At 70.2% G+C, this 14,513-nt stretch carries 11 protein-coding genes; 2 read left to right on the top strand and 9 right to left on the bottom strand.

All coding sequences use genetic code 11. The features are described 5' to 3' along the window. The first annotated feature begins 4 nt into the window (after positions 1-4). The gene (locus ACWD5F_RS37385; RefSeq protein WP_123998003.1) at positions 5-433 is read left to right on the top strand and encodes a hypothetical protein; all 429 of its coding nucleotides are present in this window, start codon (positions 5-7) and stop codon (positions 431-433) included. 30 nt (positions 434-463) lie between these two features. Here the strand turns inward: ACWD5F_RS37385 and ACWD5F_RS37380 are convergent, their stop codons facing one another. From ACWD5F_RS37380 to ACWD5F_RS37360, 5 genes are all read right to left on the bottom strand, one after another. Beyond that, positions 464-2,800, bottom strand: a complete 2,337-nt coding sequence (locus tag ACWD5F_RS37380) for an ABC transporter permease (RefSeq protein WP_451260749.1) — start codon at positions 2,798-2,800, stop codon at positions 464-466. Further along, entirely contained in the window at positions 2,797-3,486 is a 690-nt protein-coding gene (locus ACWD5F_RS37375; protein ID WP_401713453.1) for an ABC transporter ATP-binding protein, read from the bottom strand. The genes ACWD5F_RS37380 and ACWD5F_RS37375 overlap by 4 nt, the downstream gene beginning before the upstream one ends. Next, complete coding sequence (locus ACWD5F_RS37370; RefSeq protein WP_123998000.1) at positions 3,483-4,007, bottom strand: PadR family transcriptional regulator; 525 nt, start codon at positions 4,005-4,007, stop codon at positions 3,483-3,485. The genes ACWD5F_RS37375 and ACWD5F_RS37370 overlap by 4 nt, the downstream gene beginning before the upstream one ends. Before the next feature lie 174 nt (positions 4,008-4,181). Then, positions 4,182-4,424, bottom strand: coding sequence for a hypothetical protein (locus tag ACWD5F_RS37365; protein ID WP_451260748.1), 243 nt, complete (start codon positions 4,422-4,424; stop codon positions 4,182-4,184). Further along, positions 4,421-5,362, bottom strand: a complete 942-nt coding sequence (locus tag ACWD5F_RS37360; protein ID WP_451260747.1) for an SPFH domain-containing protein — start codon at positions 5,360-5,362, stop codon at positions 4,421-4,423. The genes ACWD5F_RS37365 and ACWD5F_RS37360 overlap by 4 nt, the downstream gene beginning before the upstream one ends. A 268-nt stretch (positions 5,363-5,630) precedes the next feature. On the opposite strand from ACWD5F_RS37360, the gene ACWD5F_RS37355 reads away from it, so the two are divergent. Continuing rightward, on the top strand, positions 5,631-8,078 hold the full coding sequence (locus ACWD5F_RS37355; RefSeq protein ID WP_451260746.1) for a transglycosylase domain-containing protein: 2,448 nt from the start codon (positions 5,631-5,633) through the stop codon (positions 8,076-8,078). A gap of 20 nt (positions 8,079-8,098) precedes the next feature. Here the strand turns inward: ACWD5F_RS37355 and ACWD5F_RS37350 are convergent, their stop codons facing one another. The 4 genes from ACWD5F_RS37350 to ACWD5F_RS37335 all read right to left on the bottom strand — a co-directional run bounded on the left by ACWD5F_RS37350 (position 8,099) and on the right by ACWD5F_RS37335 (position 14,374). Then, positions 8,099-9,562 (bottom strand): catalase, encoded by a 1,464-nt coding sequence (locus ACWD5F_RS37350; protein WP_451260745.1) that lies wholly within the window; start codon positions 9,560-9,562, stop codon positions 8,099-8,101. Between the two features lie 171 nt (positions 9,563-9,733). After that, positions 9,734-11,884: a SpoIIE family protein phosphatase gene (locus ACWD5F_RS37345; protein WP_451260744.1), complete on the bottom strand. Its 2,151-nt coding sequence runs from the start codon at positions 11,882-11,884 to the stop codon at positions 9,734-9,736. Positions 11,885-12,209: 325 nt separating this feature from the next. Further along, positions 12,210-12,905, bottom strand: coding sequence for a cytidylyl-2-hydroxypropylphosphonate hydrolase (gene fomD / locus ACWD5F_RS37340; RefSeq protein WP_401713428.1), 696 nt, complete (start codon positions 12,903-12,905; stop codon positions 12,210-12,212). An 83-nt stretch (positions 12,906-12,988) separates the two neighbouring features. After that, positions 12,989-14,374 carry a class II fumarate hydratase gene (locus tag ACWD5F_RS37335; protein ID WP_401713425.1) on the bottom strand — a complete coding sequence of 462 codons (1,386 nt, stop codon included), beginning with the start codon at positions 14,372-14,374 and terminating at the stop codon, positions 12,989-12,991. Between the last annotated feature and the right edge of the window lie 139 nt (positions 14,375-14,513).

Genomic DNA, 14,513 nt, shown 5'->3' with positions numbered 1-14,513 from the left:
AGGGATGGCGACGAAGCGCATGACCCCAGGTTTCTCCGACCAGGTGATGGGCCTGGTCAAAGCACTCCGCACCGATGCCCCCGACTGTGTGGCCTCGGGCGTGGTCGACATGTCCACCGGGATGCTGCTGTCGTACGAGACGGTGGACAACCACCCGCCAGAGATCCTCGACCTGCTGGCGGGCGCGACCCTCGACCTGTTCCAGGGCCGTACGGTCGTGATGATCGAGGACGTCTTCAAGGAGCGTCGCGGGATCACCAGTGACCACCACTTCTTCCAGGAGATCCTCGTCAACAGCGAGAACCTCACCCATCTGTTCGTGCGGATGACCGAGCAACAGGACGTCGTCGCCGTGGTCGTGTGCCGCAAGTCGGTGAACGTGGGCATGCTCTTCGCCCAGGTCCGCCGGGTGGTACGGGAGTACGGACTCTGACCGGAGCGAGCGGGGGGCTGCGGGCGGCTGCTACTCCGTGCGCAGTCCGTCCGGCCGCATCATGCGCAGCAGCGGCGGCAGGCTGAGCAGGGTCACGGCCAGGACGATCCCCGCGCCGACGCCCGTCATCTGCAGCACGCTCGTCCAGTCCACGCGCACCGTCGTGTCCGTCATCCTCAGCAGCACCGCGCCCAGTGTCAGCCCGACCGCCGACGCGAGCGCCAGCCCCAGGGTGATCGGGATCGCCGTCTGCCACAGCACGGACAGGCTCAGCGTGCGCCGCCGGGTACCGAAGGCGACCAGTGCGGAGAGGAGCTTCTTGCGCTCGCGCAGCTGCTCCAGCTGGGACACCAGCAGACTCGCCCCGATCAGCGCCAGCACAGCCGCGGCGCCGACGAACAGGCCGGTGCGGATGGAGGTGTACTTGTCCGACCGCTGGGTGGCCGACCACGTCATCGGATCCGTCATCGGGTCGACGGCGGTCGCCGTGTTGCGGACCAGGTCCTGCACATCGGGCACCGACTGGTCGAGGCTGAGATAGACCTGCCCGCTCAGGCCCGCCAGGGTGGCGGCCGGCAGCGCCTTCGGGGTGACCAGGAAGCCGCCCCGCTCGTAGCCGGTCATGTCCTTGCGCGAATCGGCGGTCTTCACGTCGGCCGGCAGCGGCCAGGGCAGCTCCTTGCCGCGCGTGGAGTCACCCTCGTAGCTCGGGTCGACGTACAGCGTCCCGCCCGCCTTGGCGAGCTTGGGCGTGTCGTTGTCGTACTCGACGTCGCGGACGGCGAAGACGTCGCCGTCGTGGCACGAGGACAGCCGGGCCACCTCGCGCAGCGCCGTACAGCTGCCGACGGTCATCGAGCTGGAGTGCTGGGGGTCCGAGCGCCGGTCGCCGAGGGTGCCGTCGGAATAGACGTTGACCGCGCGCACGCCCTCGGTCGCCCGGAACTTCGCGGCGGCCTGCGCGGTCGACACCCCGCTCGGCAGCGTCACCTGCATCTGCGCCCGCGTCACGTCGAGGCCGGTGTTCTTGGTGTAGTCGCCGTCCACGCCCGCGAACAGCATCTGCAGCGCGATCGCCCCGGCCACCGCCACCGCGATGCCGTTGACCATCCGGGCCGCCGAGCCGCTGCTCAACTGGAGCCTGCGCACGGCCAGTTGCCAGGCGACCCCGCCCGGGCCGAGCCGGGCGACGACCGCCTCCACGATCCACGGCAGCAGCGCGGTGATGCCGACCAGGAGCAGCATCACGCCGCCGGTGACGAGGTACTGGTTGAAGTCGCCGTTGGTACGGCCCTGCCCGATCATCGGGTAGAGCATCGCGAGCCCCGCCAGCGGCAGCAGCAGCCGCCACCACAGCCGGCGCCGGGCCGGCTTCGCCGTACGCACCACGCCGAGCGGCTCGATGACCACCCCGCGCAGGGCGAACAGCGTCACCAGCACCGCGGCCGCCGGCACCGCGAGGGCGACCAGCAGGGCCAGGGCGGGGGAGGGGTTCAGATAGCTCGGGAACACACTGACGTCGAAGACCTCCATGGAGCCCGCGATCTGCCGGCCGATCATGAAGAACCCGGCACCGAGCACCAGGCCGAGCACCGAGCCAGCGAGCGCCTCACCGGCCGCGATCCGCCGGGTCATCCGGCTGTCGGAGCCGACAAGGCGCAGCGCCGCGAGCCGCCGGTCGCGCCGCTCGCCGCCGAACCGCACGGCCGCCGCGATGAAGACCGCGACCGGCATCAGCAGCGCCACGAACACGACCAGGACCAGCAGGAGCAGCACGGGGTCCATCGCGTCGGACGACGGGTTCGGGTCCCCGAAGTGGTCGATGCGCTCGACCCGGCCGCCGTCGACCTTCGGCGCGAGACCGTCGGCGCCCCGGTAGAAGGCGAGTTCGGCCGAACCGACCAGCCCGCTCTCGCCGATCGTCCCGATGATCTTCTGCGGCAGCCGCTCCCGCAGCAGCTTCCCGTCGGAGGACTCCAGAAGCCTCTTCAGCGCGGGGGAGACGACGATCTCGCCCACCCCCGGGAACTTCGCCACACCGGGCGGCAGCGGGGCCTTCGGGCCCTCCGGCTCCAGCGCCCGGCCCCGGACGTCCTTGTCGCGGAAGGTCGTACCGACACTCGCGACGATCACGGTGTCGTCGGCCTTCTTGATCCTCTTCGCGGTGTACGTGATGTCGCTGCGCGCGGCCTCCCGGTCGTGCCGCACGTTCAGCGCGTTCGGCAGGGCGGTGGTCAGCAGCAGCAGCGCCACCCCGAGCCCCACGCCGACCGCGGTCAGCAGGGCCCGTACCCAGCCCTCGCGCCCGCCGGCGAAGGCGAACCGCACCCCCATGGCCAGGTCCCTGACCCACTGCCCCGCCTTCATACGGCCCGCTCCATGTCCCGGGACTTGCCGTCCCGTACGACGATCTCGCGGTCGGAGTACGCGGCCACCCGCGCCTCGTGCGTGACCAGGACGACGGCCGCGTTCGTGGACCGGGCCGCGTCGGTGAGCAGTTCCATGACGCGCTCGCCGTTGAGCGAGTCGAGCGCGCCCGTCGGCTCGTCGGCGAACAGCACGCGCGGACCGGTGACCAGCGAGCGAGCGACGGCGACGCGCTGCCCCTGTCCGCCGGACACCTCGCCGGGGCGCTTCCTGCCGAGGTCGTCGACCTCCAGGCGCTCCATCCAGGTCAGCGCGGCCCGCTCGGCCTCCTTGCGGGAGGTGCCGTTCAGCCGCAGCGGCAGGGCGACGTTCTCCACACAGGTGAGTTCGGGCACGAGCTGGCCGAACTGGAAGACGAAGCCGAACTCGGAGCGCCGCAGCTGACTGCGCTGCGCGTCGCTCATGGTCGCCATCTCGCGACCCTGGTAAGTGATCGAGCCCGAGTCGGGCGGCACGATGCCGGCGAGGCAGTGCAGCAGCGTTGACTTGCCGGACCCGGAGGGGCCCATCACGGCGACGACCTCGCCGGGGTGGATGGAGAACTCGGCGCCGTCGAGCGCGAGCGTGGGGCCGTAGGCCTTGCGCAGGTCCTGGGCGGCCAGCAGGGAACCGGGCGGAGGAGTCACTTGGCCACCGCCTCACGGAGCTTGTCGAGCCGCGCGGCCGTCAGCTCCAGCCAGCGCAGATCGGCTTCCAGGTGGAACAGGGCGTGGTCGCAGACCAGTTGGTCCGCCAGATCGCCCCGGCGCTTGCGGTCGGTCAGGATGCGCATGCTGCGCAGGTGCTCGGAGCGCTGGCTGTCGAGGATGTCGGCGGCCTCGCGATGGGTGAGCAGCGCCAGGACGACCTTGGTGTAGAGGGTCGACTGGAGGTACTCCTCCGGCTTCTCCGGCGTCGCCAGCCACCGCTCCACGTCGGTGATGCCGGCGTCGGTGATCGCGTAGCGCTTGCGCTCGGGGCCGCCGCCGGCCTCGATGCCGTCGACTTCCACGAGCCCGTTCTTCAGCAGCCGGGACATCGTCGAGTAGACCTGGCCGTAGTGCAGCGGCCGGTCGTGACCGAACTTCTCGTCGAAGGCCCGCTTGAGGTCGTAACCGTGGCGCGGGCCGGACTCCAGGAGCCCCAGGAGGGTGTGACCGATGGACATGCGGAGCACTCTACACACGGTGTATACGCCTCATGTATACGCGGTGTGTGTAGATCATGGCGGGGTGTACGGGTGCGCAGGTGGGGGCCGATTGTCACGGTTCTGCTACATGGATTCGGTCGCCCTGGCTCTGGCCGCCCTGGCTCCGGCTGCTCTGGCTCCGGCTGTCCGGGGTCAGGTCTCGCGGTCGGTGGGCGGGCGGCCTCTGCGCGGGATCGGTCCCGCCTGGTCCGGCAGGCGGCCGGCCTCCTTCAGCGCCCTCCGCAGCAGGAACTCGATCTGCGCGTTGGCGGACCGCAGTTCGTCGCCGGCCCAGCGGGCGAGGGCCTCGTAGACGGACGGGTCCAGCCGCAGCAGCACCTGCTTGCGCTGCTGCGGCCGACTTTGAGGGGCCGACCCCTCGGAGGGATCCGTCACTGGTAGAGAGTCCCGGTGTTGAGGACGGGCTGGGGCGCGCGGTCGCCGCACAGCACCACCATCAGGTTCGACACCATCGCCGCCTTGCGCTCGTTGTCCAGCTCCACGATGTCCCGCTCCGAGATCCGCGCGAGCGCCGCCTCGACCATGCCCACCGCTCCGTCCACGATCTGCCGCCGGGCCGCGACGACCGCGCCGGCCTGCTGCCGCTGGAGCATCGCCGAGGCGATCTCGGGAGCGTACGCGAGATGCGTGAAGCGCGACTCGATGATCTGGACGCCGGCCGCCTCCACGCGTGCGTGCAGTTCGACGGCGAGCTTCTCGGTGATCTCCTCCGCGTTGCCGCGCAGCGAGAGGCCGCCCTCGTCGTGGGCGTCGTAGGGGTACTCGATGGCGATGTGACGGACCGCGGCCTCGGTCTGGGTGGCCACGAACTCCAGGTAGTTGTCGACCTCGAAGGTGGCCTGCGCGGTGTCCCGCACCTTCCAGACCACCACCGCGGCGAGCTCGATCGGGTTGCCGTAGGCGTCGTTGACCTTGAGGACGGCGGTCTCGTGGTTGCGGACCCGGGTGGAGATCTTGGAGCGCGAGGTGAAGGGATTCACCCAGCGCAGCCCGTCCTGGCGGATCGTGCCGCGGTAGCGGCCGAAGAGCTGGACCACGCGCGCCTCGCCGGGCGCGACCGTGTTCAGTCCGAGCAGCGAGATCAGGGACGCGAGCAGGACGAGGACACCGCCGACGGCGAAGCCGGCGCTCACGGAGGCGGCCACGAACAGGCCGACGGCGGCCAGGATCCCGGCCAGCCCGAGCAGCAGCACGAGCCCGCCCCCGATGCTGTGCGCGGTGAACTCCCGCACGTGCGGCGCGGGCATCTCGGGCAGGTCGGCGGGTGTGTCGGCGGTGGGTGCGGAGTCGTGTGCGGAGTCGTGTGCGGACATGGTGGGGCCCCCGTTCTCGTACGGTTTCGTACGTCTTCGCCGTGCATATCGCGGCTCTAGCTAAGTGATATCACTTTACCCCGTGGGGCAACCCTTCACGCCTCTCGGCCGTCGGTTCCGTTGGGACGGGTGCTGATTCTCACGTCCGAGAAAGGACGGATCGGCGGACCTGTGTCACAACTCCCGGTGTTAGCTTTCTGAGCTGACTTGAGCGGCGAACCTGTGTGACGTGTGAGCACACATGACCGAAGCGGAGCGGAACGGACCAATGGGACGGGCGGAAGAGAGACGAGCGCGACAGCGCGGCGGTCGCCGCGCGGCGCCCCCTACGCGCTCGTCCGAAGAGACGGCGTCGACGGCCCCCACGGGCCCCTCCGGGACGACGTCCACGGCGACCACGGCCACCGCCGAGGCCGAACCCACCGTCATCGGCGGCCGGGCCGCGGCCCGCAAGGCGGCCCAGGCCGAGGCCAAGGGGCGGGGCAAGGGCAAGACCGGCAAAGGTAAGAACGACAAGAGCTTCCTGCGCCGGATGTTCACGTGGAAGAAGATCGTCGGGGCCGTCTTCGGGTTCTGTCTGCTCGGCATGGGCGCCTTCATCGCGATGTACATGATGATCGACATCCCGGCGGGCAACGCCGACGCGCAGCTGCAGAGCAACGTCTACAAGTACAGCGACGGCAGCCTGCTGACCCGTGACGGCGAGCGCAACCGCGAGATCGTGGACCTGGCCAAGGTGCCCAAGAAGGTCCAGTACACGTTCGTCGCCGCCGAGAACAAGACCTTCTACCAGGACGGCGGCGTCGACCTGAAGGGCACCGCCCGCGGTCTGCTCAACACGCTGTCCGGCAAGGGCACCCAGGGCGGTTCGACGATCACCCAGCAGTACGTCAAGAACTACTACCTCACGGCCGACCAGACCGTCACGCGCAAGCTGAAGGAACTGGTCATCTCGCTCAAGCTGGACCGCGAGAAGTCCAAGGACTACATCCTCGCCGGCTACATCAACACCAGCTACTACGGCCGCGGCGCGTACGGCATCCAGGCCGCCGCCCAGGCTTACTACCGCGTCGACGCCGAGGACCTCAACGTCCAGCAGGGCGCCTACCTCGCCGCGCTGCTCCAGGCGCCGAGCCAGTACGACTGGGCCGTCGCCTCGCCCACCGGCCAGAAACTGGTGAAGGCGCGCTGGAACTACGTACTGGACAACATGGTCGGCCAGGGCTGGCTCGACGAGGCCAAGCGCGCGGAGATGAAGTTCCCGGTGCCCAAGGAGCCCAAGGCCGCGCCCGGTATGGGCGGCCAGACCGGCTACCTGGTGGACGCGGCCAACGACCAGCTCGCCAAGCAGCTCGTCACGCAGGGCACGGCGGACAACGTCAACGACGCCCTGACCATGGTCAAGGCGGGCGGCTGGACCATCACGCTGAACATCGACAAGAAGCGGCAGAAGGCGCTGGAGGCCGCCGCCAAGTCGCAGCTGACCAGCAAGCTGGACCCGAAGAAGCGCAAGGTCGACGGGGACGTCCAGGCCGGCGCGGTGTCGGTGAACCCGAAGACGGGCGCGGTCGTCGCGCTGTACGGCGGCACGGACTACTACAAGCACTACCGCTCCAACGCGACCCGCGTGGACTACCAGCCCGCGTCGACGTTCAAGCCGGTCATCCTCGCCGCCGCCCTCGACGAGGACGCCAAGACCCAGTCCGGCAAGGCGATCTCCGCGAACACGATCTACGACGGCACCAGCAAGCGCCAGGTCGTCGACAACGGCACCAAGGTCGGCTTCGCCCCGGAGAACGAGGACGACCAGAACTACGGCGACATCACCGTCCAGACGGCGATGAACAAGTCCGTCAACTCCGTCTTCGCGCAGATGGGCGTGGACGTCGGCATGGACAAGGTGCTCAAGGTCGGCAGTCAGATGGGCATGGACACCGCCGACCTCAAGGCGGTGCCCGCGCAGACGCTGGGCACCATGGGCGCGAGCCCGTGGCAGATGGCCGGTGTGTACGCGACCCTCGACAACCACGGCAGACAGGTCACCCCGACCATCATCAAGTCGGTCGAGAACAGCAAGCGCCAGGTGAAGCTGCCGGATCCGATCGGCGCCCAGATCGTCAGCCGCGAGGCCGCCGACACGGTCACGTCGGTGCTGACGGGTGTGGTCGACGACGGTACGGCGAAGAAGTCGGTGCGGGACAACGAGAAGCGCGACGGCCAGCAGGTCGCGGGCAAGACGGGTACGTCCGACAACAACAAGTCGGCCTGGTTCACCGGCTACACGCCTGACTTGGTCACGTCGGTGGGCCTGTTCGGTGAGGGCAAGAAGGGCGGCGCACAGGTCACACTGACCGGTGCGACCGGTCTCATCCCCGCCCCCGGCCGCATCAACGGTGGTGGCTACCCGGCGCAGATCTGGGCGACGTACATGTTCGGAGTGACCAAGGCGAACAACAAGTTCGACCTGGACACCACGCAGGGCGCGGCCGTCCAGCCGAGCACGACGCCGACGGTCTCCGAGACGCCCAGCGAGACGCCCAGCGAGTCGGCGACGACGTCCAAGCCGCCGACGAGTTCGGCGCCGCCCAGCCAGTCGCCGACCACCTCGGCGCCGGTCGAGACGCCGAGCCAGTCGCCGACCACGTCCCCACCGGCCTCCACACCGGTGGAGACACCGACGGAACCGGAGAACCCGCTGGGCGACGACGACCAGTAGGTACGACGTCGGCGGGGACGTCAGTCCCCGTCGACCTCGGCGGCGATCCGCTCGCCGATCTCCTTGTCGATGGCGCGCCAGTACTGCAGGGCGCGGTCGAGGACCGGGCGGGACACGTCGGCCTTCAGATGCCCGCTGACGTTCGACACCAGCCGGTCGCGGGCCGCGTCGTCGAAGACTTCGCGGACCATCGTGCCGGCCTGGCCGAAGTCGTCGTCCTCGCGGTGCGGCTTCGTCGCCTCACGGACCAGTTCACCGGCGGTCTGCCAGCTCGCCGGATCACCGAACCGCGCGTAGTCCGCCGCGGGGCCGCCGTAGGAGTTCGGCGCGTACGGCCGGGCCGCGTCGGACGCCTCGTAGCGCATCGGGCCGTCCTTGGCGTACGAGTTGACCGGGGAGTGCGGTCGGTTCGGCGGCAGCTGGGTGTAGTTGGGGCCGATCCGGTACCGGTGGGTGTCCGGGTAGGAGAACAGCCGGCCCAGCAGCATCTTGTCCGGCGAGGGACCGATACCGGGCACCAGGTTCGAGGGCTCGAAGGCGGCCTGCTCGATGTGGACGAAGTAGTCGTCCGGATTCCGGTTCAGGGTCATGCGGCCGACGTCGATCAGCGGGTAGTCCCCGTGCGGCCAGACCTTCGTCAGGTCGAAGGGGTTGAAGCGGTAGTCCGCCGCGTCCTCGAACGGCATGATCTGGACCTTCAGGCTCCAGCTCGGCGCGTTCCCGGACTCGATCGACTCGTAGAGGTCCCGGCGGTGCTTGTCGCCGTCGGACCCGGCCAGTTCGTCGGCCTCGGCCTGGGTGAGGTACTCGATGCCCTGGTCGGTCTTGAAGTGGTACTTCACCCAGAACCGCTCACCGGCGCCGTTGATCCACATGTAGGTGTGGGAGCTGTAGCCGTTCATGTGGCGGTACGTCTTCGGGATGCCCCGGTCGCCCATCAGCCAGGTCACCTGGTGTGCCGACTCGGGGGAGAGGGTCCAGAAGTCCCACTGCATGTCGTTGCTGCGCAGCCCGGTCGCCGGGTGGCGCTTCTGCGAGCGGATGAAGTCCTGGAACTTGATGGTGTCCCGGACGAAGAAGACCGGGGTGTTGTTGCCCACCATGTCGTAATTGCCGTGCTCTGTGTAGAACTTGAGCGCGAAGCCGCGGGGGTCGCGCCAGGTGTCGGGCGAGCCCTGCTCGCCGGCCACGGTCGAGAACCGGGCCAGCATCTCGGTGCGTTTGCCGGGCTGGAAGAGGTCCGCCCTGGTGAACTGGCTGACGTCGTTGGTGACTTCGAACGTCCCGTACGCGCCGCTGCCCTTGGCATGGACCACCCGCTCGGGGACCCGCTCCCGGTTGAACTGGGCCATCTTCTCGATGAGGTAGTGGTCCTGGAGCAGGATCGGGCCGTCGGGCCCGACGGTGAGCGAGTGTTCGTCGCTCTCGACGGGGATGCCCGCGTTGGTCGTCGTGTACGGAATCTGCTGGGGTGCCTGCGTCACGATTGTCCTCCCATCCTCGGGTGAGGGGTCGGTCAGGCGCTTCGCGTACCCCAGCAGTCAACGCCTCCAACATGATGTCGGCAACTTTTGGACGCGATCCAGAATTGATGCGGTTCTGGACCGGTTCGGGTCGTGGTTCAGCTCGGCTCGTGGTTCAGCTCGGCTCGTGGTTCAGCTCGGGTTGCGGTTCAGCTCGAACCAGACCACCTTGCCGGTGCTGAGCCGGGTCGCTCCCCACCGTCTGGCCAGTTTGTTCACCAGATACAGCCCGCGACCGCCCTCGTCGGTGGCCCGCGCCTGCCGCAGCCGCGGCAGCTGAGGCACGTCGTCGCCGACCTCGCAGCGCAGCACGTCGGTCCGCAGCAGCCGCAGGGTGACCGGCCGGGAGGCGTACCGCACGGCGTTGGTCACGACCTCGCTGACCAGCAGCTCGACCGAGTCGCTCATGTCCTCCATGCCCCAGCGGGACAGCGCCCGCCGGGCCAGCCGGCGGGCCCGGCCGGGGGCCGCGTCCTCCGGTTCGAGGAACCAGTACGCCACGTCGCTGGGCGCGATCCCGTCGAAGCGGGCGGCGAGCAGCGCGATGTCGTCGTCCCGGTCGCCCGGGCCGAGCATGTCGAGCACCTCGTCGCAGAGGGCCTCCAGCGGCGGCGGATGGTCGGGGCCGGTCAACTGCGCGGTCGCGGCGAGCTTCTCGCGCAGCTGCTCTATGCCGGTCCAGACGTCCCGCAGACGGGACTCGACCAGGCCGTCGGTGTAGAGGAGCAGGGTGGCGCCCGCGGGCGCGTCCAGTTCGACGGCCTCGAAGTCCACGCCGCCGACGCCGATCGGGGCGCCCGGCGGCACCCGCAGCACCTCGGCCCGGCCGCCCAGGTGGAGCAGGACGGGCGGCGGGTGGCCGGCGTTGGCGATGGTGATGCGGTGCGAGACCGGGTCGTAGACCGCGTAGAGGCAGGTCGCCATGCGGTCGGTGCCCAGGCGCTGGGCCTGTTCGTCCAGGTGGTGCAGGACCTCCTGCGGGGGCAGGTCGAGGCCGGCCAGCGTCTGGGCCGTCGTGCGCAGCTGGCCCATGATCGCCGCGGAGGTCATGGAGTGACCCATGACGTCACCGACGACGAGCGCCACGCGGCTGCCGGGCAGCGGGATGGCGTCGTACCAGTCGCCGCCCACCCGGGCCGTCTCGGCGGCCGGGAGGTAGCGGGAGGCCAGCCGGACGCCCGTGGGGCGCGGGAGCGTCTCGGGCAGCATCGTGCGCTGCAACTCGTCGGCGATGTAGGCCTCGCGGCCGTACAGCACCGCCTTGTCGATGCCGAGCGCGCTGTGCGTGGCCAGTTGGGCCGCGACCAGCAGGTCGTCCGGCTCGAAGGCGATGCGGTCGGGGCGGCGCAGGAAGAGCGCGGCGCCGATCACCCGGCGCCGGCCGCGCAGCGGGGCGAGGATCGCGCGCTGGCCGCCGGGCACGCTGAACTCGCAGCCGTCGCCCAGCAGTTCGGGCAGGGCGGCGCGGGCCGCGGGGGCGTCCGTGAAGACCGGGCGGACCCCGCGCAGCACCTCGGCGAGCGCGCTGCCGGGGCGGACCTCGCACAACTCGGCGCCGAGCAGATCCAGTTCGGTCACCTCCGCGGGCTCCGGCTGGAGTGCGGGCGTGAACCCGGCCTCGCTGTCCCGCTCCGCCGGTATCCGGTCGGTGCGGCGTAGCCGCAGCAGCAGCGGCCCTGTGGGCCGCTCGTCGCCGACCGGCAGCGGGTCGCGCAGATAGACCAGGATCGCGTCCGAGAACGTCGGCACGGTGGCCCGGCACAGCCCCATGACGATCTCGTCGAGGTCGATGCCGCGGGCGATCCGCCGGGTGGCGGCGCCCACGAACCGCAGCCGGTCCCCGTCCCGCCGCATGGGCGTGGGCCGCCCGGGCGGCAGTCCCTGTCCGGTACGGCGCTCGGAGTCGCCGGAGCCCTGCGGCCCCGCCTGCTCGGCGCCGGGCTGGGCGGGGATGCCCTCGGGCGCGGGCCGCGGCCGGTGCGTGTCCGGTTCCGCGACGGCCGGCTGCGAGTGCTCGGAGCCGGCCGCGTCCGCGGAAGTGGCCGAATCCGTGCCCTTGCCCGTGCTCTTGCCCGTGGCCGTACCGGTGCCCTTGTCCTTGTCCTTGTCGCACGGATGAGCCGTGCCCGGTGTCGACGGTGTCTCGCCCGTGCGCGCCTGTGCGGGTAAGGCGGCCGAGGGCGATGCCGTCGCCGGTGTCGGGGTGTGCAGGAGCGCCCCGCGGGGGTCAGCGGGGTCGACGCCCGGCTGTGGGCGCTCGAAGGAGATGGGGTGCTCCGTCACGCGTGTCGAATCCGTCCGTCCGGGGCTGCGCGCCGCGCGCGCAGTTCGTCCCGCAGAAAACCCGATACCCGGAATACGTGTCCCAGGAACGGAATTCCCGCGTGGTCAGAAGCTGTTCCTGCGCCACCGGCGCACCGTCTGCGGCTCCCAGGGCCAGGACCCGCGTCCACGCAGGCCCTTTCGGTCTTGCCCTCGTACCCCTCGCTCACGTCCTGCCGCCCCTCGGTGACGATCGGTCAAGCCCAGCGCATGCTCCGGGAGTTGCTACTGCGCGCCCTTGCGGAGGACGATCCTACGGTTGCGGACCGGGGGCGCATCAAGGGTCTCATGTGGACATGTGCGCGGGCATACGGTCCCAGCCCTCCGGGAGTGACGGTACATCCCAGGACGGATCCGGGCGCCAGTGCTGCCATCCGTCGCCGAACGGCGGGCCCCAGGCGCGGATCACCTCCACCGCCGAACGCCCCGCTTCCCGTACCCGCTCGGCGACTTCGGCGTCCATCAGCCCGTCCCGCTGGGCCTGCGCGAACTCGTCCTCGTCCCGCCAGTGCCAACTGCGGTCCGGGTGCACGGAGATGTCGAGGAAGTGGTCCTCGGAGTCGACGCCGCCGGCCCACCGCACCAGCGGCGTCTCCAGGTTCACGTACCAGTTCTTGAACCGCCAGCCCGGCTCCCAGAACAGCCACACCGACCAGGGCTCACCCGGCCGCGCCAGCTTCAGCACGCCCGTGCCGAACCAGGTGTCGAGCTGGACCGTGCGCGGCTTGGTGTAGCGCGACTCCAGCGGCTCCTGGTGCACCGGCGTACCGTCGCTGAGCACCGGCTTCACGCACTCGGTGCCGGGCGCGAGCCACACGGCGAGCAGCTCGGCGTCGTCACTCACGACCGTGACGGGGCGCGCGATGTGAAAACCCCGGCCCGCGTTCTCCCGGTACCGCCACAGGATCTGACTCCCGGGGGCCCAGAATCCCGCCGAACCGCCCGTTTCCGCTTCAGCTCTCACCGCTCCGCCCTCTGCCATGCACAGATATTAGGTGCCACAGGCATACGACGCTGCGGTCCGCGTCACGGTTCACGAACACTCTGGTTCTGGTTCGCAATCGGTTACGGGTGCGTCATGCGCAGGACATCCAGGGCCTCGTCGAGCTGTTCGACGGTGAGGTCGCCGCGTTCGACGTACGGGCCCTCCAGCACCACCTGGCGGATGGTCTTCCGCTCGGCCAGCGCCTTCTTGGCGACCTTGGCGGCCTCCTCGTACCCGATGTACTTGTTCAGCGGGGTCACCACGGACGGGGAGGACTCGGCGTACTCGCGGGCCCGCTCGCGGTGCGCCACGATGCCGTCGATCGTGCGGTCGGCCAGCAGGCGGGAGACGTTGGCCAGCAGCCGGACCGACTCCAGGACGTTCTTCGCGATCACCGGCAGCATCACGTTCAGCTCGAAGTTGCCGGCGGCGCCCGCGGCGGCCACCGTCGCGTCGTTGCCCACGACCTGCGCGGCGACCATGAGCACGGCCTCCGGGACGACCGGGTTGACCTTGCCGGGCATGATCGAGGAACCGGGCTGGAGGTCGGGGAGGGAGATCTCGGCGAGGCCGGTGCGCGGCCCGGAGGCCATCCACCGAAGGTCGTTGGAGATCTTGGTGAGGGAGCCGGCGATCGTCCGCAGCTGTCCGCTGGTCTCGACGACGCCGTCCCGGGCGCCCTGGGCCTCGAAGTGGTTGCGGGCCTCGGTGAGCGGGAGCTCCGTGGCGCGGGCGACCTCCTCGATGACGGCCGCGGAGAAGCCGGGCGGGGTGTTGATGCCGGTGCCCACCGCCGTGCCGCCCAGCGGCAGCTCGGCCAGCCGGGGCAGCGAGGCGTGCAGCCGCTCGACGCCGTACCGCACCTGGGCCGCGTACCCGCCGAACTCCTGGCCCAGCGTCACGGGCGTCGCGTCCATCAGATGGGTCCGCCCCGACTTCACCACGTCCGCGAACTCCTCGGCCTTGCGCTCCAGGGAGGCGGCGAGGTGCTCCAGGGCCGGCACGAGGTCGCGGGTGACGGCGGCGGTGGCGGCGATGTGCAGGGAGGACGGGAAGACGTCGTTGGAGGACTGGGAGGCGTTCACATGGTCGTTCGGATGGACGTCCCGGCCAAGGCGCTCGGTCGCCAGGGTCGCGATGACCTCGTTGGTGTTCATGTTCGAGGAGGTGCCGGAGCCGGTCTGGAACACGTCGACCGGGAACTGGTCGTCCCAGTCCCCGCGCGCGACCTCCGCCGCCGCCTCCTGGATCGCCTCGGCGATGTCCTTGTCGAGCACCCCGAGCCGGGCGTTCACCTTCGCCGCGGCTCCCTTGATCCGCGCCAGCGCCTCGATGTGCGCGCGCTCGATCCGCTGCCCGGAGACGGGGAAGTTCTCTACGGCCCGCTGCGTCTGCGCCCGCCACTTGGCGTCGGCGGGCACGCGGACCTCGCCCATGGAGTCGTGCTCGATGCGGTAGTCGCTCATGTCCCGTACAGCGAACGGGGCGGCCCGGATGTTCCGGACCGGGGCCGTTCTTCGCGTCCTTCGCCCGAACGGGTTTCCGGCCTGTGACCCAGGTCTCAGAACGGCCGTGCAGCAGAAGCGGAGATGTCCACGTCGAGAA

The sequence above is a fragment of the Streptomyces sp. NPDC002499 genome, assembly GCF_053595415.1.
Note: the sequence above shows the minus strand (reverse complement) of the source record. Positions and strands in the feature narration are given on the sequence as shown.

What these genes read in the sequence shown, in the direction of transcription:
- ACWD5F_RS37385 (WP_123998003.1), top strand. Translation starts at nt 5, where the DNA reads ATGGCGACGAAGCGCATGACCCCAGGTTTCTCCGACCAGGTGATGGGC.
- ACWD5F_RS37380 (WP_451260749.1), bottom strand. Translation starts at nt 2,800, where the DNA reads ATGAAGGCGGGGCAGTGGGTCAGGGACCTGGCCATGGGGGTGCGGTTC.
- ACWD5F_RS37370 (WP_123998000.1), bottom strand. Translation starts at nt 4,007, where the DNA reads ATGTCCATCGGTCACACCCTCCTGGGGCTCCTGGAGTCCGGCCCGCGC.
- ACWD5F_RS37360 (WP_451260747.1), bottom strand. Translation starts at nt 5,362, where the DNA reads ATGTCCGCACACGACTCCGCACACGACTCCGCACCCACCGCCGACACA.
- ACWD5F_RS37355 (WP_451260746.1), top strand. Translation starts at nt 5,631, where the DNA reads ATGGGACGGGCGGAAGAGAGACGAGCGCGACAGCGCGGCGGTCGCCGC.
- fomD (WP_401713428.1), bottom strand. Translation starts at nt 12,905, where the DNA reads ATGGCAGAGGGCGGAGCGGTGAGAGCTGAAGCGGAAACGGGCGGTTCG.
- ACWD5F_RS37335 (WP_401713425.1), bottom strand. Translation starts at nt 14,374, where the DNA reads ATGAGCGACTACCGCATCGAGCACGACTCCATGGGCGAGGTCCGCGTG.